This window comes from Clostridioides sp. ES-S-0005-03, from assembly GCF_020658455.1.
Lineage (GTDB): Bacteria > Bacillota > Clostridia > Peptostreptococcales > Peptostreptococcaceae > Clostridioides.
Map to the genome: position 1 here is coordinate 1601685 of NZ_JACVWI010000001.1, position 21258 is coordinate 1622942.

Sequence of the window (21258 nt, forward strand, 5' to 3'; positions counted from 1 at the left end):
TAATATAGAATTTCAATCATAAAAAAAGTGGCAATCCATATTTTACACGTCTTCACCTATATTCTAAGCTTTAGTGTAAAAATAGATATACCACTTTTCTAATATTTAAACATTTTTAGTTAATTTAATTAATTTTCACTATAAATTCTAGCTTCTTCTTCTCCATTTAGTACTCTAAGAGTTCCAAAAGCAAGTGATTCTAACTCATTTTCTCCTGCCATAATTTCTACTGGAGCTATAAATTCAACTCTCTTTTTAACCATTGAAGTAAACATTTCAGAATATGCAATTCCACCGGTTATAATTATAGCATCAACTTTTCCATCTACTACAGTTGCTAATTCTCCAATTCCTTTTGCCAATTGATATGCCATTGCCTCATAAATAATTTTGGCTTCTTCATTTCCTTCTGCTATCATCTTTTCAACTTCTCTAGCATCTACAGTATTTAAATATGAAACTATACCACCTTTACCTCTTATCTTTTTAGTCATTTCTCTTTCTGAGCATTGACCTGAATAACAAGCAGCTACTAATTTTGTAGCAGGAACTCTTCCTGATCTTTCTGGTGAAAATGGCCCTTCATCATCAGATAACATATCAACCATTCTTCCTTTTTCATGAAGATAAATACTTACTCCTCCACCAATATGAGCTACTATTAAGTTTAAACTCTTGTAATCTTTACCTCTATCTTTAGCATATTTTAAAGCCATTGCTCTAGTATTTAATGCATGCCCTGCACTTGCTCTATCCATTCCACAAAGCCCAGATACTCTTGCTATATCTATAAGTTCGTCTACTGCAACAGAATCATAGATATATGAATTTATTCCAAGTGGTTCTGATATTGCATGTGCAACAACTGCTCCTAAATTTGAAGCATGCTCAAGTACTGGTCTATGTTTAAGTACATCAATCATTTCTTCATTTACTAAATATGCCCCTGATTTTACTGGTGGTAAAACTCCACCTCTTCCAACTATTGCACTAAGAGATTTTAAATCTATATTGTTTTCTTCAAGAATACTTAAAACTGCCTCTTTACGCATTTCAAATTGGTCTTGAATTGTATTATATTTTGCAATCTCCTCTGCTGGGTGGTCTATCGTCTTCACAAGAATTTGTTCTTCTCCATCATATACTCCTATTTTTGTAGAAGTAGAACCTGGATTTATGGCTAATATTCTATAAGTCATACTTTTCTTCCTTTCGCATTAATTTCTATAGTTTATCTTATATATATTATAAACTATTTGCCAACCATTTCCATACCTTCATGGAAAGCTTTTATATTTAACTCGACAAATTTTGGTTTAACATTTTCACTTATAATTTTTTCCCAGTCAATAGACTCTAGTTCCATAGATTTAACTAGACATCCTAATAAAATAACATTCATTATCTTTGCATTTCCTAATTCTTCAGCTTTATCTGCTGCATTTATCACTTTTGCATTTAATCTATTTAATTCTGCATCTATATCATTTTCTTGATATTCAGCTCCTCCGATTAAAACAGTCATAGAGTCTATTCTATGATTATTTACTAAAGCTTTTCCTTCTGGCTTTAGATAATTAAACCATCTTAAAGCCTCCATCTTTTCAAAAGATACTAAAATGTCTGCTCCTCCAATTTCTATAACTGGAGAATGAACACAATCTCCATATCTAACTTGTGAAGAAACTGAACCTCCTCTTTGGCTCATACCATGTATCTCACTCATTTTTACATCATATCCAGCTTCCATCAATCCCATAGTTAATAATTTACTAGCAAGTATAGTTCCTTGACCTCCTACACCTACCAAAAGTATACTCTTAGTCATATTATTTTTCCTCCTTAACTATTGCTTGTTTTGGACAAACTTGTGAACATACTCCACATCCTACACACTGATTTCTATCTATATTTGATAATTTATTTTCTTTATCAAATGATAGTGCTGGACATCCAGTTTTTAAGCATAATTTACATCCTATACACTTATCATGGTCAACCTTACACTTAGTTTTAAATGGATTATTAAACTCTTCTATATCTTCTTTAGAGAATTTTTTAAGTACACATGGCCATCTTGTGATTATTACAGATGGTTCATCTTCTATAGCCAAAGCCCAATCTAATGCTTCATTTACTTCTTTTAGATTATTAGGGTCTATAACTCTTACATGTTCTATTCCACAAGCTTTGACTAATCCTTCTATGTCAACATCTTTAGTTTTATCACCTTGTAAAGTATATCCTGAACCTGGATTTTCTTGATGTCCTGTCATTCCAGTTATTCTATTGTCTAATATTACTGATATAGAATTACCTCTATTGTAAACTACATCTAAAAGACCATTTATTCCTGTATGGAAGAAAGTTGAATCTCCAAGTACACCTACTAATCTCTTTTCATTTCCTTCTTTCATGTTAAGAACTTTTTGAGCACCATGTGCAGTTCCAAAGGCAGAACCCATACAAACAACATAATCTATTCCATTATATGGAGGAGCAAATCCAAGAGTATAACATCCTATATCTCCACCAACTATTAAATTTTTTCTCTTTCCAAGTTCATAGAAGAATCCTCTATGTGGACATCCTGCACAGAAACTTGGTGGTCTTGGTGTTACTAATTCAGTTTTATATTCTATAGTGTCATTTGTTTTTCCAAATATAGCTTTTCTTAAAACATCTGGTGTCATTTCTCCATATGGAGGTATTACATCTTTTCCAATACAATCTATTCCATACGCTTTTATTTGTTCTTCTATAAATGGGTCGTTTTCTTCTATTACATATATTTTATCTACTTTGTCTGCAAATTCTTTTATTTTTTCATAAGGTAATGGATTTGTAAATCCTAACTTCATATATGATGCATTTTTTTCAAATACTTCTTTAGCAAAATTACAACACATACCTGAAGCTATAACACCTATTTTTGTATCATTTATTTCATAGTAGTTTAAGTCAGTTTCATTTGAGAATTTTTTAAGAGTTTCCATTCTCTCTTCAACAACGCCTCTTCTTATTTGAGCATTTGCTGGAACAGTAACCATTTTTTTAGCATTTTTCACATACTCTTTAATTTCAACTTCTTCTCTATCATAACACTCTACTAAACCTTTTGAGTGACAGAGTCTTGTTGTAACTCTATATAAAACTGGTGTATCATATTTTTCACTTACTTCAAAAGCTTCTTTTATCATATCTTTAGCTTCTTGGCTAGTTGATGGTTCAAATAAAGGTATCTTTGCAAACTTTGCATACATTCTATTGTCTTGTTCATTTTGAGATGAATGCATTCCCGGTTCATCTGCAGTAATAAGTACCATACCACCATTTACGCCTGTATATGCATAAGTAAATATTGGATCCGCTGCAACATTTACACCAACATGTTTCATAGAAGCCATAGTTCTTGCTCCTGCAATTGAACCCCCTATAGCAGCCTCAAGTGCTACCTTTTCGTTTGGAGCCCATTCTGCAACTATTGCATCTTTATATGTTGCTAAATTTTCTAGTATTTCTGTACTTGGAGTACCTGGATATGCAGATGCATATTTAACACCAGCCTCATAGGCTCCACGTGCAATTGCCTCATTACCTGTCATCAATTGTTTCATATAAAATTCCCTCCATCTACAATTATTAAATTCATAGTCCACCCAATTTGTTCAATGAAATTAATTATTTATTTTTACTTCTAAACTTTCAAGTGCTTCTTTTATAATACTTGGTGCTTTCTTACATTTTTCTTCTGAAACTGCACAAACTGCAAATCTTAATCCCATCTTCAATGGAATTGCAAATACATTGTGTTTAGTTAATTCTTCACATACTTCTCTTGGATTATCACATGGTATACTTACAAAGAAACCTGCTATATATGGAAGAATTTCTAATCCTACTCTTTCAGCTTCTTTTACAAATACATCTGCTCTTCTAGTCAGCATTTTTTTGTATACTTCTTTTTCCTCCTCATATTCTTTGAATTTTTTAGGGTCATTTACAATATTAGATAGAACTGCCATAGCACTTCTATTGCAATTTGACCAGTTTGCTCTACATGAATGAACACATGAATAATGGAACTCTTCTGCTACATCTTCACTTGAAGATATACAAATTATAGCTCCCATTCTCATTCCATAAGCTGTAAATCCTTTTGACATACTAAAACCAACTAATATAAGAACGTTTTCAGGCAAGTTGGAAAATTTCTTAAAGAATTTTCTACATACATCATCATCACCTGCAAAGTCAATATATGCTGAATCTACGAAAAATATTATCTTTTTGTCTTTATCTTGTGCAACTTCTTTTGATAAGTCTAATATTTTATCCCACTCATCATCTGCAACACTATATCCTGTTGGATTGTGAGCTGGTGTATTTATAATTGTAAAAACTCTTCCTTGTTTTTCTGCTATATTCACAAAATTTTCTTTGAATGAATCAAAATTAAATTTTCTATTTTCATCAAACAATTGGTAGTTTACTACTTTTCTATTAGCTTCTTCAGCTATACTAACATATGGACTCCAAAACCAATCAGATGTTAAAACTTCGTCACCTTCATTTGTATAATTCCATACAGCTAGTTTTATTGCACCACTTCCTCCCGGTGAAGCTAATACTCTTATATGTCCTTCTGGTAAGTAATCTCTAAAAAATACTTTTTTAACTGCTTCTAAGTAGTCTGGCTGACCTTCAAGGGCTGCATATGCACCTATATCACAGTTATCTAATGCTTTATATTCATCATATACAGTTTTCATTGTTATTAATTTTCCTGAGTCATCCATTAGAGCGCCTATTGTTGCATTTATTACATTATCCATACCTAAAGCTTTTTCTGCTGCTTGAGCTCTTCCAGATAAGCTAAATATAACATCATTTTCTTTTGGCCACATTGCATGCTTACCAACCATACTTTGACTCATACCATCACCCCTAAAATTGTATTTACTCTCACATTTATATTAAGCAATTAGCATGCCAACAAATTTAACTTTATGTAAAACTACTTTTGTTTAGAATTCTGATTTTTTTCACTACTAAAATTAAGTGTTTAAGTTATTTTTCTTACAAATCTATGTGCTTGTCTGAAAAAATAAAATTCTACAAAAAAATAATGTTAATTTTTCTTAACATTCGTTTTGAAAAATTAACATCACCTCAAAATAATTTATATGTAATTATGTCAAATATTTTTATTATACTTTTTCCATAGAGATGTTCTACTTATTCCAAGAACTTGTGCAACTTCATTTTTGGAAAGCCCCTGATCAAAAAGCATGCTTATTATTTTTTCTTCAACATACTTATTTACTTCTTTTATATCTATACTTACCTTACCATCATTTATCTTACTTATATCTATGACTTTATCTGTAGTTTCCATACTTGCTGTTGTTTCAACATTAAATTCTTCTACACTGGAACTAGGTACTGCTTCTTTAGCCTTAAAGTTTTGCTCTTTTCTTAATTTAATTTTCCCTGTCACAACATACTTTTGAGCTATTGTTTTTAGCTCTCTAACATTTCCAGGCCAACTATAATTATATAGCGCATTTATCTCATCCTTAGTTAGAGCAAAATTTTCATCTATACTGTTTATTCCATGTAAACCATCATCCTTTAAAACTTCATTTACAAAATTATTAAACAATGGTATTATATCTTCTCTTCTATCTCTTAAAGGAGGGATATTTATCTCTAAACTACTTAATCTATAAAATAAGTCAGCTCTAAATGTACCCATAACTATTTTTTCTGTTAAAGATTCATTGGTAGCTGCTATGATTCTAATATCCAAAGGTATTATGTAGTCAGAGCCAATTCTCATTATTTGTCGCTCCTCTATTACTCTTAATAGTTTTGTCTGAATATTAAATGAGAGACTGTTTATTTCATCAAGAAAAAGAGTTCCTCCATGAGCAAGTTCAAATAACCCTCTTTTTCCACCTTTCCTAGCACCTGTAAATGCACCTTCTTCATATCCAAAAAGCTCACTTTCAAGTAAATTTTCTGCTATAGTAGCACAGTTTATAGCCACAAAAGGCCTGTCTTTTCTTTTGCTTATATTATGTATACTATGGGCTATAATTTCTTTACCAGACCCACTTTCTCCATAAAGTAGTGTTGTGTAATCACTTTTCCCAATTTTTTTAGCTTCTTCAATAAATTCCTTTGTTAATTTATCTTTAAATAAAAAATCATCAAAAGTATATCTAGCATATAGACCTTTTTGATTTAAATCAAACCTTATTTTTCTTTCTAAATTTTGTAGCTTAGTTATATCTTGTATTATTCCTAAAACTCCATAAGTGCTATCATCTACTTTTATTAATGTTGTTCTAGTATTAACAATCAAGTTGTTTATATTTCTTATCTTCCTATCTTCTACATCATCTTTCTCATGTAGACAATCTAATAGCCATCCCATTTTTGGAAATACATCTAGAATATATTTATTAAGCGCGCATTTTCTTTCTACTTTAAGCATGTTTTTTGCACTTTCATTATACAAAATTATACTTCCATTACTATCTATAGCAATTACTCCATCTTTTATACCATCTAATATATTTCTTAATACTTCATTATTAAATTTTTCCTCGCCTAATGTATCTAATAATTTCTTACAATACTCAACAGCTTCTCTTATAGATTCGTCACTGGCAGTTGCAAATACACTATCAATACCATATTGTCTCGCAAAAGAACATGCTAGACCTCCACCAACTATTACAACTTCATCTTTTTGGTCTATATACTTTACAACCTTACTTCTTATTTCGTATTTAGATTCAAACCATTCTTCAGTTATTTCAGTACTTATGACATTTCTCCAACCAACATAATCAAAAGAAACTTCATTATCTCCAAGTATTAATACTACTTTTTTAGAATATCGCTTTGCCATTTCTATTGCTCTTAGAAGGTCGGTTGATTTCATATTCATGGGTATTACAGGTACACTTACTGTGTCTATTACTAAACTATAACCTCCTCCTCTACCGATTATAGCTTGAGCACCTTTCTCAACAAGTATACGTCCTTGATTTTCCATTAAATCAAGATTAAGTATGTCGATTATTATAGTTCCATTTTCTACATCTTCTCTATATAATTCTTCTATTCTTTCTTTTAATTCAATATCAGAGGCTATAATTCCTATCTTCTTTTGCAATAAAATCACCTCAATTTTAAATTATAGTATATACTGATTTCTACCTGCTTTTTTTGATTTATATAGGTTTTTGTCTGCATCTTCAATTAATATCTCGACATCTTTTCTACTACGACATCTTTTTATACTTACTCCAGCACTTATAGTCACATAGTTTTCTACTTTAGAGTATATATGTTCAATTCCTTCAAATTCAAGAAGTTTAAAAATTCTTTTAATATATATTTCTATCTTATCAATCTCTTCAACATTTATTGATTTTATAGAATCTACTAGTATTAAGATTTCCTCTCCTCCATATCTAATTATGTGTTCAGTAATATCTATAAATACATTTTTTATAATGTCAGTTACTTTAATTATAACTTTATCTCCTGCTGGATGACCATAGTTATCATTATAGCTTTTAAAATAATCTATATCAATCAATATTGCCATCATATTTTTATCTCTATCTTCATTGAATAAATTCAATTGTTGTTCTAAGTATCTTCTATTATATAGTCGAGTTAGTCCATCAGTTAGAATATCATTTTCCAATTTCTTATTATTATCTACAAGTAATCTTAAACTTTCTTGTTTTTGTCTTAATTCATATTGTTTATGAATACCTTGTGATGTTTTATAAGAATTGTTTTTTTCCCACTTATCTGAATACCAATCCATACTTTTATAATATTCAATCGCTAGTTTGAACTCTTTTTTCAATTCATATCCTTTTGCTATTAGGCCATAAAATATCGACAGTTTTTTAGGATTTAATGAACTTTTTTTAACTAAGTTTAAACCTTTCAAATAATATCTTATTCCTTCATCTACATTGTTAAATTTTATATATAAATCTCCATATAACTTATAAATATAATCTAATTTAGAATTATATATAAAAACATCTCCAAAACTTTTATATATGTTTTTTGATAAAATCAAATATGCATTTACTCTTTCAAAATTACAAGTATCTTTCTTTAACTCTATTTCGGCTGAATATAAAAATATGAATGAGTACAAATAATCTTTATATACGCCTTCAACAACATCCATCAGTTCTATAGTTTTTTCTAAAACAACTTCTGCTTCTTTATTCATATCTTCTTTTAAATATGCCCATATAAGGTCTATTTTTATTGCTACTCTTTCAGTTAAACATACTGAATTATTATTATGTGCAACATCTAGTGCATTTTTTATATACTTTATGGCTTCTCTGTTATTCCCACTTTCTAAATAACAGAGGCTTATTATACATTTGCAAAAAGCTTCTATAGAATATAGATTATTTTCCTGGGCTAATCTTAGACATTCAATCAAATACTCCATACTTTTTATAAAGTTGTTAAATAAGTATAGATATACCCTACCAAATATATAATTTGCTCTACTTACAAGAACTTTATTTTTTAATTTTTTAAAAAAAGATACTTCCTCTACTAAGAGTACTACTTCAGATTTAGTTTTATATAGTGCACTTATTTCTACACATAAACTCATATTAAACAAAACCAATAATTCATTCAAACGTTGTTGTTTTATAATTTTTTTGGCTAAAAAATAAAAATGATTTGCTTTATCGTATTTTTTTATAGAAATAGCAGATAGAGTAAGATAAATATAAATCTTAGATATTATATCTGCATCATCTTTTAGTGATAATTGTTTAATATCTTTTAGTGAAACTATCAAATAATTATACGATGCTTCTCTATCTTTTTTTACATAGTTTATTAGACTAATTAAATATAAAATATAGACTCTATCTTTAGCATCTATTTTTGTATTTAAAAGGTCTTTGTGATAATCCAAGATGTAGTTTAAATCGGTCAAATTCAGATAGAACTTAGTCAACATATCATATTCTATCTTTTTTATATTTCTCTTTAAATCTTCTATTAAACTCCCTTTCAAGTAAATCACCAATCCTATTTCAAGAGTTAAAAATTCTTAAAATCATAATAATGCAAACATCTATTTCTTCCAGTTTGTTTTGCTTTGTATAAGGCTTTATCCGCATTTTCAATTATTTCACTTATATCTATACTACTATTTTTACAAGTATCAATACCAATACTAATCGTCAAATCATCATTTAAGAATTTTTTTACAACCTTACATAACTTTTTTCCAAATACTTTGCTTTTTCTATAATCTTTGCATATAGACAATATTAAAAATTCCTCTCCTCCATACCTTATAACAGACATGTCCTCTTTTAAATATTTTTTTATTATCATAGTTATATTTTTAAGAGCAATATCTCCATTATAATGACCATGAGTGTCATTGTATTCCTTAAAATAATCTACATCTATCATAAATGCAGAACTGTACTCACTAATCTCTTGTTTTTCTAAGAAATTATTTAAATATGCTCTATTATAAGCATTTGTCAAAGGGTCGATGTATTTTTTCTTATCTAAATCGAGTTTTATTTTTTTCATATTATTTATTTCTTTTTCGATATGCTCATGTCTATAATTTAAGGAGTCTATATAATTTCTATTCCTAGCTTTCATATACATCTGTTTTAACTCATAGTACATTTTAAAGTATCTCATACTCATTTCATAATCTTGTATCTTCTCAAAACACATGTGTATAGTTTTATATGCTTCTTTCACATAATTATAATTTTTAGCTTCTTTAGCCTTTTCAAGAAGTTTTTTGCTTGTAATCAAGGACTTTTCATAATCTTCAAATATATAATATATATTAATCTGATGATAAATCACTTCTAAATCATATATTATATACTCTTCTACATTATTTATGTTATTTAACAAACTTTTAGCCCGATTTAAATAACAAGTTGATTTCTCAAATGATTTTTCATTACTTTCTGCATAGTACATAGCTAGATTTATACATAAGTCTAATTTTTCTACTTCTTTTAAATCTTGATTCTTAAATTTTTCCAAATATACTTCAGATTTTGCTAAATTATTTATAGCACCTGAATAGTCTTTAGTTTTTATTAATAATTTAGTTATGTTATTTGATGCTCTATACTTTTGAATCATATTTACGTTTGTATATTTCTTATTCTTTATTACTTCATTAAAGTATCCTCTTGCTCCTTCATAATTTTCAAAGGAACATTCACATTCCCCTAGCTTTATATCGCATAGTGAGCATACTTCTATATCTTTTGATAACTCTGCATATTTTCTTGCTTTTAAGAAATTCATTTTAGCAATTAATGCATCATCTAAAAACAAAAAATATATCTTACCAATTATAAAAAAATATATTTTTTTACAATTAAAATCATTAGTTTCTTTTACTTTTATATATAAGTCTTCTATTTCCTTAATTATTATAGAAGAATCAATACATTTACTTGCTTTAATATAAATCAATTGAGATTCAAAGATAATTTCTTCCACTAAAAAATTGCTCCCCTTACAAATAAGATTAAATTTATCTATATATAGATCTGCTCTATTTACATCTTCATTCTTTAAACTTAAAATGGCTATTTGTGAATAAAATCGTGCTAAAAACACATAATCTTTAGGTAAGTATTGTTCAATATATTTACAGGAAATCAAAATATACTTTTTCATTTTTTCACTAAATCCTTGAATACCATACAGTAAAGCTAGCAAAAAATTTAATTTTAATAACATTAAACTACTTTGTTCAGTTTTGTAGGAATTAATTGAATTGTTAATTTCATCAATTCTTTTTTCAAAAAAGTTATCATTATTTAATAGTTTTTCATTCAAGGTCAGCTTAAACATTGAATCTAAAATTATACTATCTATATCTTCCAAATATTTATTATATATTGTAACCCACCTCCGACTTTCATTATCTCACAAATTTAGTAATTTTCCATACTATTTTTAAAAAAAGTCGGTGTCTTAATTTAGAAATTTCTCCTAAATTAAGACATAAATTACACTAAACTATACAATTTTCTATTTGAATTATATAATCTTGACAATTTTCGCAAATTATCACACTTACAATGTAACTATTATCAACTTTATTTGCTCTTGATAATTTATTAAAAGACATCCCTTTATAATCACTAGATATATTACTTATTACATATTTTCCATCCTTACTAAAAATATAAAAATGATATTCTAAAAACGGAAAGAATTTTTTCTTTTCTTTTACACCCTCCAAGCATAATGGGCATGCTTCTTGATAGTATTCTATATCAAAATCAACATCTTCTGATTCATTAAGTATCTCAATTATTTTTGGAATGCTTATTTCTTGAATTGGACTTTCTTCATCATTTATTAAAGCACTGCAATTATCTTCTTTTAATAAATATTCCTTGTCTTCATATATAAACTTGTACAAACTCATATTATATCCTCCTAATAATTATTAATCTCCCAAGTTATTCTACCACTTAAACATTCTTAATAAAAGTAATTGTTATATAATTTTATAATATTTCTTATTAAGTAAGTTATATACATATATTGTATACATATAATTTACTTAATTATCTTAAAACCCAACTTTACGTTTTGAACATCCAGTTTTTCAAAACCTATTGTCAAAATTCACTTTACCTATTAATATAAGTATATGAATACAGAGATTGGATATAGATGTAACACACTTAACTATTTTATAAGATACGATTTAGTATCAAATTTTATATATTGTATAGGGGGAGATACAGATGTATAAAGATAAAAGTGATGAATGTATACACTTAATGACTGCATATATTGATAGCATAAGTGGATATTATTCATTTATAGACACACAATTAGATGACTTTATGGTGAAGTATGGTGAAAACATTGTTGATTCAAATTTACATAGCATAATGATGTTGCTTTGTAAATGGGGATTAGCCTAACATTTCGAGCAACTTTTTTGTATATTGTATTCTATATTATTTATTCATTGATAAAAAAGAAATTGACATAAATTTAAAGGCTATATATAGATTAAAAAAATCTATATATGGCCTTTTTGAATTTTAATAAATATCCTATATATATACTATATCAACAAAAACAATTTAAGTTTATTTATCTAATATGCTATAATTTACTTACCTACAATAATAAAAATATCTAATATGTATTATTCAGTTTAACTAATCACAATATCATCTCTTCATTTACAATTAAGATATTTTCAATATAGTAATACTCAATTTTAATATAATGAAAAGGAGAATTTGATATGAACTATAATGAATTATTAGAATCTGCTAGAGATAACTTTAATGGAAAGTGTAAAGTCTGTAAGATTTGTAATGGATTAGCTTGTGCTGGAAATGTTCCTGGCATGGGAGGAAAAGGAAGTGGCTCTTCTTTTATAGAAAATAGAAGAAGCTTGGAAAGAGTAAAAATAAATATGAGAGTAATACATAATGTTTCAAATCCAGATACTACTATCGAGTTATTTGGTAAAAAAATGAGTGCTCCTATATTTGCTGCACCTGTATCAGGTACTATGTTAAATATGGGTGGTAAGATTTCTGAAAAAGAATACATAGAACCTGTTGTTAGAGGTTGCTATAACTCTGGAATCTATGCCATGGTTGGCGATACCAATGTAGATACTTTTTTATTGGATAATTTAGGCGTTTTAAAAGATAATGATGGAGATGGAATTGTATTTATAAAACCTTGGAAAAATTCAAAGATAATAGAAAAAATTAGATTATCTGAAGAGGCTGGTGCTTTTGCAGTTGGTGTAGACCTTGATGCTTGTGGATTAATTAATAATCAGCTTCAAGAAAATCCTTTTTCACCTAAGACAGTTGAAGAGATTAGAGAGTTGGTTGAAGCGACTAGATTGCCTTTTATAATAAAAGGGATTATGACTGTGGATGATGCTTTGATGGCTGTAGAGTCTGGAGCTAGTGCTATTGTTGTTTCAAATCATGGTGGAAGAGTGCTTGATTACACGCCTGCTACTTGTGAGGTGCTTCCAGATATAGCTAAGGCTGTAAAAGGAAAGATAACTATACTTGCTGATGGTGGTGTTAGAACTGGTGTTGATGTGGTTAAGATGCTAGGTTTGGGTGCTGATGCTGTTTTGATGGGAAGACCTTTTGTTACTGCTTCTTTTGGTGGAGGTCTTGATGGTGTTGAGTTTTTTATAGATAAGGTTAGGAATGAGTTATGTGAAACTATGATTTTGACTGGTTGTCAAGAGGTTAAGGATATTGATGGTATAGTTATATGGAAGTGATTGTAACATACACAAAACAACTTATAAATAAGACCTTAATTTATACTTGTTTTCTATCCAAAAACTTAAAAATAGTTTTTAGGTAGAATATATAATATTGTGTCTATATAAAAGAGAGTATTTCTTATTGCATGATTTCTAGAAAATCATCTTAGAACACTCTCTTTTATGTAGAAATTATTTCTTATTAAAGAGCATACCCTGCTGCTTCCCAAGTACTTTTTCCAACAATACCATCTTTTGTTACACCTAGTCTGCCTTGCAATGATTTTACAGCATTATATGTATTAGTACCAAATTGTCCATCAGCCTTGATGCCAGCACCATTGATTTGATTACATAAAATCTGTGCTAGATGGACTGGATTACCTGATGTAGTATGATTATATCCTACAATAGATGATGAAGCTGCTATATCTACTCTATAACTTCTACTTCCTGTAACCAAGAAGTATGTTTTTTTAAATTCAATAAAAAATGACTCTCTTGTAGCACCACTATATTCATCCAAATTATACATATTTATAACCTTATCTGGAATAAATATTTTGTGATTTTTATCTGGTACTATATTTAATTCCTTACAACTTTTTTCATATTCATCTTTTGCAAATTCTGGTGCATTCTCATAAGTAAATTCATAGCCTGTTATAGTAAATGAACTTATAGTCTCTTCTCCATCAGATACAGACATAGTAGATTTTTCCATTGCATTTACATCTGCAAATACAATACTAGTAGGTACTAAAATTAAACAACTTACAAGTAATATAACTTTTTTAATTTTTTTCAATGCAAAACTCCTCCTCAAATAATTATATTTATTTTTATCACATATAGTCATCTTTACTCTACATAAAGATTATTTGAAACTACACCCTCATCCTTAAGATCTGCTCCTGTTTTTTCTAAAATCCCTATATTCCTTAAAGAATTTGAATTATCAAAACTAATACTTTCAAAATCAAAATATGTAACTGAAAATAATATAAACAAAATTAATGATATCATTATACCGCTTTTGCCTTTCTTTCTAACAATACTCTCAAGTCTCTTTTCTAAATTTGTCTTATTAAATTCTGTAGTTAAAATCCCACTTTGATAATTTTTACTTAACTTAATTGACTTTATAAGTGCTAATGCATATTCTTTCTTATCTTTTAAAGAACAATCATTCAAGACACTTTCATCACAACACAATTCACAATCGATATTTACTCTATTGCTCATGATATAAACAAGTGGATTAAACCAATATATTATTTTCACAAATAATACTGCAAACTTTATTAAAAGATCTTTGTTTTTAAAGTGCATCAATTCATGTCTTAAAATCCAATTTAACTCATCCTTACTATAAGGATAATCTGGTAAAAATATGTACGATTTGAACAATCCCATACCTGCTGGACTTATCAGTTCATCGGAACCTCTTAATTCAATTTTCTTTCTTATTTTTAACTCTTTCAGTAAATCCTTATACATACAGTTAACATCATCATCTTCTATCTCATAAGATACATCGACAACAAGATTTTTAAATTTTGTATATTTTACAAAAGTATATACTGCAATAACTATAGCTACAAATATCCATAAATAAGCTAAATACAACATAAAATTATTATCTGTAGGAACAGTGATTTCTGTAATATTATTTCCTACTACATTATTACTTTTTGATTCTTTTACTTCATACACTATTGTATAATTAAAAAGAAAAAGCAACATTCTAAAGACTATTACTAACCAAATATAATAATTGAACTTTTTACTAAAATTCTTAAATAAATATCTTTTCAAAAATAATAATAGACAAATACCAAGACTACATACAATAGTTGTCTGTATAAGATTTTCAAAAACTTGTATCATATAACTATTCATCCTTTAAATTATCAAAGTAATTTTCTAGAAAATCCAGCTTATTTTTATCTATAGCTTCATCCTCATGTAAAGCTGAAATTAAACTTACCAAAGAATCATTATGTATATTACTTAGGAAATCCTTTGTCTCAAAGTTTAAGTATTCCTGTTGCTTAACCACTATTGTGTAATGTGTATATCTATCTATTTTTTGAGCATATAAGAATTCTTTTTTTACTAGTCTTGATAAAAGTGTCAGTGTTGTGGTTTGTTTCCATCCATATTCTTGCTCCATTGCTTCAATAACATCTTTTGATGTCACTGTAGCATCTACTCTCCAAATAAATTTCATTACTTTTAGTTCTGCTTGTGGTATTTTTTTTATCATGATTTACACCTCCCCCAAAACTCTTTCTAACATAATTCTACAACAAGAGAATTTTTTAGTCAAATACTTTATGAAAAAATTGTGAATTTTTACATTTTATGTTAATTTTCTAATCTTTTTTAAAATATTATAAGTTAGATTTAATAATACAATTCATTAAATTTTTTATTATATTATTAATAACGACAATATATTAATATTTTTTATCTTGAGTAGTACCTAATTATGAATATTCTTTTTTACATGCAAAGAACATTATAATACTTTTTGGGGAAATAAACTAGACTAATCTTTAAATCACTTTTGATATTAAATTTTTATGTATATTTTTTAAAAAGCTTTTGTTTCAAAGCTAAAATACTTTCTTTGTTTTATTACCACACTATAGTGTAAGTCAATTTATGCATAAATAAATTCTATCTCAATAGAGTCTTATATGCAAGAGAATTAAAGCAAACCTTTTCATCCAATTTTTACCATATAAGCTTTTTAAAATTCTTCTTTTTTCATATCCTATCATTTCCTAAAGCTTTTTCTAGCCTAAATTAATAATAGGCACTTTTTAACACACAACCATATAGAAGTATTTCCATATAATTTATCCATTCATTTTATTTTTTTGAGCAAAATTTATTTCACAATTTAAAATATTTTTTATTTTCTCATAATAATATTGAATAATGGATTATATTCTAGTATTATATAGGTGTAGAATAAAACTAAATCGGCAAAACTAGAGAAATTTAGTGACGCAAAGCTATAGGGACTAAGACTTATAAAGTATCTTATGAGTTATGTCAGCCAGTTGCCAAAAAGATATTTTCTTTTTGTTTTTATGAAAGTTTTTTAGGGGGATGTAAAATGTTTATGGAGAAAATAGATACGTGTACACATGTATTAGCTGCTTATATTAGTAGTTCACATGATTATTGTAATTTTATAGATACACAGTTAGATGATTTTATGCTAGAGTACGGAGAAAATGTAGTAGAATCATATTTATACCAAGTGATGTTCTTAATAAATAAGTACAATTAGATAGATTTTATTTTCTAGAAAATCCTTTTTAGTTTTATCTACTTTTAAATAGTCTTACAATAAATGATACAAATTTAATTCAAATATATTTATTTTTTATAAAATTCGATATAATGAAGATGTAAAATAACATCAAAAACAAAAAAAGAAACTACAATCTATTGCTCTAGAGTGAAGTTTCATAACCAATCATAGTAAGTTATTTTTTTTATAACACTCAATTTTTATATCAAGCTAAAAATCGCTCTTTCACTAAGAATGACTTTTTACTTTTTGAGAAATAATATATATTTCTTAAGAAAAAATAGATGTATATAAATCTAGCTGTTAAAATAACACTCTAAATAAAAATTTCCTCATTTCTCCAACTAATTTCTTATTAATAGATTGACTGTAGAATATAAAACTATAAATATTTTCAAGAATATATAAAATAATTTGCCACCAAATTACAACTTATAGTAGCAATATGGTGACAAATCAAACTTTTGTTATATTCTATATTTTTAGCTTTCAATAACTCTTCCTTTATAAAATTCGCATCTAAACCACATAAATCTGAATATTCAGATTTAAAGTATGGTATAGAATTTATTAAATCACTTGGCTCTAAATTCAACTCAATTTCTTCTTTTAACAACATCAGCTTTATCCCCTGAATTTTTTATAAATTCTAAATATTCAAAACATTAATTTTTAATATAAAAACACTTCTCTAAACTTATTTTATCATAAAGTCTTATTCATAATATATTCATACGACAAAAATCATTCGACAAAGTAAAAAAATATACACTAAAAGCACTCATATAAAAAGAGTACTTTTAGTGTATGTTAATGTATATATCTAATACAATTATAACTTGTCTTATGTTTTAGTATGATAATTTTTGTTCGTTTTAATATTACAATATGTATTATAGTTTTACTCATTTAGATTAATAATCACATATATATATAATATTTAGCGACTTTATCCAATGATAATTTATTTTATGATATAATTATTATAAAATTTCAAATCATTTTCGTATTGTTAAATGAAATTTATTCAAAATTACTTAAGTTATGGAGAGTTTTATTATGTTAGATATGTTTATAACAATTATTTCTTCTGTTATAGAAATTTGGGTGTGCAAAAAAGTGTTTGATTACACAAGTAAAGTAAAAACTAGTTTAATAAATTTATATTTTTTAATTTCAACCTTTATTATTATTTCTACTTTCTATACTAATGTTGGTGCTGATAATAGAATATTAATATGCATTTTTGTAATGTTTATTTTTTATAAATTAAATTATGAGGTTAATATATCCAAATGTTTAATAGTTTTGTTTTCTTACTGGGCAATATTGGTGTGCATAAATGCATTAAGTATGATAGTGATAGTTTCAATAAATAATTTGAGTTCTATGAATATTTTATTAAATGATAATTTTTATAGATATGAAACTATAGTTTTAGGAAATATAGTTCTTATTGCTCTATTGTACATTTATAAATTCATATCTAACGATTTGCAAGTGACTAAAAGAGAAATTTATATGTGCATACCAATAGTAGCAAATATGATATCATTTTTTATATTTTATAAATATATCTTAAAACTTCTAGATATTTCTTCTACTACCAGATTAGATATCTTAATTATGGTACTATTATTAACATTTTCTAATATAGCATTGATTTCTAGCCTAGTTAAAATATTAAAAAGTAATAAAAAATATATTGAATTAACTAAACTACAGGAAAAAATAAATGCTGAAAATAAATATTATAGTAATATAAAAAAATATTACATTAAAACAAAAGAACTAAACCATGATATGAAAAATCATCTTATTTGTATTAAGGAAATGAATAAAAAGAATATTGATACTAGTAATTACATAAATAACATAGAAAAAAAGCTTGATGAATATAGTACTGTATTTGATACAGGAAATATTACTTTAAACATTATATTATCAGAAAAAAAAGAACTTTGTATAGAAAAAGGAATTGATTTTAGAATTAATATAAACTTTAGTGATTGTAATTTTATTAAAGAAGAAGATATATGTTCTATATTTGCAAATGCATTAGATAACGCAATCGAAGCTTGTGAAAAGATTAAAAATGGTGATAAAAAAATCAAATTGCAGGGAATGATAGTAAATAGATTCTTTGTAATAAAAATTACTAATACAAAATCAAATGATATTTTATTGAAAAAGAATACTTTTTTAACTACAAAAGAAGATAAAGAATTTCATGGATTAGGAATAAAAAGTATAAAAAATTCTTTAGAAAAATATGGTGGTGCAATTTCTATAAATTTCTCTGAAAATTTATTTTATTTAAATATGATGATACCAATTGGAAAATCACAAAAAGATTCAAATATTGCATATGAGAATAGTTGATATCCATAATTTATTAATAAAATTATTTAAGGAGAAAGTTAAATGATAAAATCTTGTGCTGATAAAATAGCTTTTTTGTTTGTTTTAAATCAAGTAATAGAAAAAGATGATTTAGAAATCTGTTCATATGGGTTAGAGATTTTACTATCTTCTATAATAAATACTTTAGCTTCATTAATGATAGGTTTGGTATTAGGTAAATTGATTTATTCTATAGTATTCTTAATATCTTTTTGCATAATAAGACAATTTTCAGGTGGCTATCATGCAAATAGCAATAAAAACTGTATCCTAATTTTCAATAGTATTTTTTTTATCTCTATGGTTTTGGGAATAATTTTAAACAATTCTAATCCTATTCCATTATTTTTAGTGATATTGTCTAGTTTTAACTTTATAGGCATTTTTATTTTTGCTCCAGTATGCCATGCTAACAATCCACTGAATGAAATAAAATATAAAAAAAATAAGTTAATGTCAAGAATTATATCTATAACTTTATTCTTGACTATTCTTCTAGGATGCAGATACTTATCTATTTACAATTATGTTGTATACACTTTTTTAGCTCTATTTTGGATAAATTTATTGCTAATTATTCAAATCGTTATAAATAAAAAAATAATATAAGGAGATGTTAACATGAAAAAAATTCTATATCATTTTATGAAAGTATGTGGTGTATTAGCTATGTTTGTAGCATTTTTATCTGCAAACACAACTTCTCTGTGGCATGTATATCAACCAAAAACACCAGAAAAACTAAAAAATTCTAAAAATCACTAAAAAGAAGGTAGCAGCTATCTTGAACAGCACCCTATTTAGTAGACACAGTAAACAATATACTGTAAAATTCTACTAAATGGGTCACAGATATAACATATTTGTACTATGGAAAATCTCTTCAGAGAATTTATTTATCTGCTATAAAAGATTTATACAATAATGAACTCATTTCATATGAAATGAGTTCTACTTTAGATGTTAAATTTATACTAGATACAGTTACTAAGGCTATAAATAACCTTTCTGATTCAGATAAGAAGTCACTATTAATTCATAGTGATTAAGGGTTTCACTACACTTGCTGGGATTATAAAAATATCTTGAAAATAAATAATATTACTCAAAGTATGTCTAGAAGAGGAAATTGTTATGATAATGCCTATATGGAAAATTTCTTTGGTCATCTTAAAAGTGAAGAGATCTACTTAAATTCGTATACTTCAAGAGATGATCTAGAAACTGCTGTTCATAGCTATATACGTTGGTATAACTATGATAGATTACAATCTAAATTAAATAGCAACACACCTATAGAATATAAGCGTGCTGCTTAAAAATAACTATCTTATTAAAAACTGTCTACTAAGTAGGGTTCAGTTCAACTACTCTTCTATCCACTTAGTTAATATGAAGCATATTAATATTATTTTTTTAGAATACATTAAATCAACAAAATGACTTTAATATATTTATTAGATATTTTTCGCTCTCAATGCTTAAAGCTTTCAAATATACACAATAAGAGTTTTCATTCGTAAAAATTTCGATAATATTATCTTGTTTATTTACACTTACTATATCTTTAAATTTGATATGATTTTTAGTATTTTTACTTCTAAAAATATATTTATCATCAATCAAAATATCATCATCTGTAATTGAAATATAAAGTTTATTTTTATACTTTATTAAAAACTTATATGTTTGTTCAATATAAAAACCTGCAAGAAATAAGAATAGAAAAGTTACTTTGAATGCACATATTATTGAAAATATTATTACAAGAATACTTATAATATATATTTGTTTAAAATAACCTCTATCAAGATAATTTATCAGCATTGAAAACCACTCCTATTATTATCTTATTTACATTTCACTTAGTTAATGTAAAAGCTCAAAATAAATTCAAAAAATATTACTTATAACTTAGTATTTACAATCCTTACAGTATTTATTTTCAAAATATCAGTCACTGCACATTTATATATTTATTATATCATAGTTTCTATAATCAGAATTTTAGTTCGCTGATTAAATTACTCATAGAAAACAAATTTTTTAACATTATTAATAATTTATTTTTAAATTTTAATTGTAGGAAACATAGTAGTTTAAACTACTATGCTATCTACTTAGTTAATATAAAACGCAGGATGATTGTCGTATTTTTATAACAATAAAT

At 26.5% G+C, this 21258-nt stretch carries 20 protein-coding genes, 1 pseudogene and 1 riboswitch; of the genes and pseudogenes, 8 read left to right on the plus strand and 13 right to left on the minus strand.

What is annotated here, in order from left to right; translation table 11 throughout:
- Positions 1–128: 128 nt before the first annotated feature.
- The 8 genes from buk to IC218_RS07450 form a co-directional block, all read right to left on the minus strand.
- Positions 129–1199, minus strand: coding sequence for a butyrate kinase (gene buk, locus IC218_RS07415; protein WP_227824144.1), 1071 nt, complete (start codon positions 1197–1199; stop codon positions 129–131).
- A gap of 53 nt (positions 1200–1252) precedes the next feature.
- Positions 1253–1828: an indolepyruvate oxidoreductase subunit beta gene (locus tag IC218_RS07420; RefSeq protein ID WP_227432656.1), complete on the minus strand. Its 576-nt coding sequence runs from the start codon at positions 1826–1828 to the stop codon at positions 1253–1255.
- 1 nt (position 1829) lies between these two features.
- Entirely contained in the window at positions 1830–3617 is a 1788-nt protein-coding gene (gene iorA, locus IC218_RS07425) for an indolepyruvate ferredoxin oxidoreductase subunit alpha (protein ID WP_227432655.1), read from the minus strand.
- 60 nt (positions 3618–3677) lie between these two features.
- Entirely contained in the window at positions 3678–4937 is a 1260-nt protein-coding gene (locus IC218_RS07430) for a pyridoxal phosphate-dependent aminotransferase (RefSeq protein WP_227482820.1), read from the minus strand.
- A gap of 260 nt (positions 4938–5197) precedes the next feature.
- Entirely contained in the window at positions 5198–7189 is a 1992-nt protein-coding gene (locus tag IC218_RS07435; protein WP_255616328.1) for a sigma 54-interacting transcriptional regulator, read from the minus strand.
- 21 nt (positions 7190–7210) lie between these two features.
- Positions 7211–9037, minus strand: a complete 1827-nt coding sequence (locus IC218_RS07440; protein ID WP_413926664.1) for a diguanylate cyclase — start codon at positions 9035–9037, stop codon at positions 7211–7213.
- An 83-nt stretch (positions 9038–9120) separates the two neighbouring features.
- Positions 9121–10752, minus strand: coding sequence for a GGDEF domain-containing protein (locus IC218_RS07445; protein WP_227824147.1), 1632 nt, complete (start codon positions 10750–10752; stop codon positions 9121–9123).
- Between the two features lie 340 nt (positions 10753–11092).
- Positions 11093–11512, minus strand: a complete 420-nt coding sequence (locus IC218_RS07450) for a DUF3785 domain-containing protein (RefSeq protein WP_227432650.1) — start codon at positions 11510–11512, stop codon at positions 11093–11095.
- Between the two features lie 325 nt (positions 11513–11837).
- Here IC218_RS07450 and IC218_RS07455 point away from each other — a divergent pair, with 325 nt between their 5' ends.
- Positions 11838–12020: a hypothetical protein gene (locus IC218_RS07455; RefSeq protein ID WP_227432649.1), complete on the plus strand. Its 183-nt coding sequence runs from the start codon at positions 11838–11840 to the stop codon at positions 12018–12020.
- A 332-nt stretch (positions 12021–12352) separates the two neighbouring features.
- Positions 12353–13369 carry an alpha-hydroxy-acid oxidizing protein gene (locus IC218_RS07460; RefSeq protein WP_227824148.1) on the plus strand — a complete coding sequence of 339 codons (1017 nt, stop codon included), beginning with the start codon at positions 12353–12355 and terminating at the stop codon, positions 13367–13369.
- A gap of 187 nt (positions 13370–13556) precedes the next feature.
- Here the strand turns inward: IC218_RS07460 and IC218_RS07465 are convergent, their stop codons facing one another.
- The 3 genes from IC218_RS07465 to IC218_RS07475 are packed head-to-tail and all read right to left on the minus strand — an operon-like array spanning position 13557 to position 15623.
- A complete protein-coding gene (locus IC218_RS07465) occupies positions 13557–14162 on the minus strand; it encodes a peptidoglycan-binding domain-containing protein (RefSeq protein WP_227824149.1) in 606 nt (201 codons plus the stop codon).
- 53 nt (positions 14163–14215) lie between these two features.
- Complete coding sequence (locus tag IC218_RS07470; protein WP_227824150.1) at positions 14216–15256, minus strand: M56 family metallopeptidase; 1041 nt, start codon at positions 15254–15256, stop codon at positions 14216–14218.
- On the minus strand, positions 15249–15623 hold the full coding sequence (locus IC218_RS07475; RefSeq protein WP_255612849.1) for a BlaI/MecI/CopY family transcriptional regulator: 375 nt from the start codon (positions 15621–15623) through the stop codon (positions 15249–15251). Before IC218_RS07475 ends, IC218_RS07470 begins: the two co-directional genes overlap by 8 nt.
- Positions 15624–16339: 716 nt before the next feature.
- Positions 16340–16436: riboswitch (cyclic di-GMP riboswitch) on the plus strand.
- A gap of 48 nt (positions 16437–16484) precedes the next feature.
- On the opposite strand from IC218_RS07475, the gene IC218_RS07480 reads away from it, so the two are divergent.
- Positions 16485–16661, plus strand: a complete 177-nt coding sequence (locus tag IC218_RS07480) for a hypothetical protein (RefSeq protein WP_227824151.1) — start codon at positions 16485–16487, stop codon at positions 16659–16661.
- Between the two features lie 418 nt (positions 16662–17079).
- On the opposite strand, the gene IC218_RS07485 is transcribed toward IC218_RS07480, so the two are convergent.
- Complete coding sequence (locus tag IC218_RS07485) at positions 17080–17304, minus strand: hypothetical protein (protein ID WP_227824152.1); 225 nt, start codon at positions 17302–17304, stop codon at positions 17080–17082.
- A 440-nt stretch (positions 17305–17744) separates the two neighbouring features.
- On the opposite strand from IC218_RS07485, the gene IC218_RS07490 reads away from it, so the two are divergent.
- The 5 genes and pseudogenes from IC218_RS07490 to IC218_RS07505 all read left to right on the plus strand — a co-directional run bounded on the left by IC218_RS07490 (position 17745) and on the right by IC218_RS07505 (position 20407).
- On the plus strand, positions 17745–19067 hold the full coding sequence (locus tag IC218_RS07490; RefSeq protein WP_227824153.1) for a sensor histidine kinase: 1323 nt from the start codon (positions 17745–17747) through the stop codon (positions 19065–19067).
- A gap of 42 nt (positions 19068–19109) precedes the next feature.
- Entirely contained in the window at positions 19110–19697 is a 588-nt protein-coding gene (locus IC218_RS07495; protein WP_227824154.1) for an accessory gene regulator ArgB-like protein, read from the plus strand.
- A gap of 12 nt (positions 19698–19709) precedes the next feature.
- A complete protein-coding gene (locus tag IC218_RS07500) occupies positions 19710–19853 on the plus strand; it encodes a cyclic lactone autoinducer peptide (RefSeq protein ID WP_227824155.1) in 144 nt (47 codons plus the stop codon).
- A gap of 83 nt (positions 19854–19936) precedes the next feature.
- Positions 19937–20137: pseudogene (locus tag IC218_RS22180) on the plus strand (IS3 family transposase); the annotation flags it as partial.
- 36 nt (positions 20138–20173) lie between these two features.
- A complete protein-coding gene (locus tag IC218_RS07505) occupies positions 20174–20407 on the plus strand; it encodes an IS3 family transposase (protein ID WP_255613168.1) in 234 nt (77 codons plus the stop codon).
- A gap of 112 nt (positions 20408–20519) precedes the next feature.
- On the opposite strand, the gene IC218_RS07510 is transcribed toward IC218_RS07505, so the two are convergent.
- Positions 20520–20915 (minus strand): hypothetical protein, encoded by a 396-nt coding sequence (locus IC218_RS07510; RefSeq protein ID WP_227824157.1) that lies wholly within the window; start codon positions 20913–20915, stop codon positions 20520–20522.
- Positions 20916–21258: the final 343 nt, after the last annotated feature.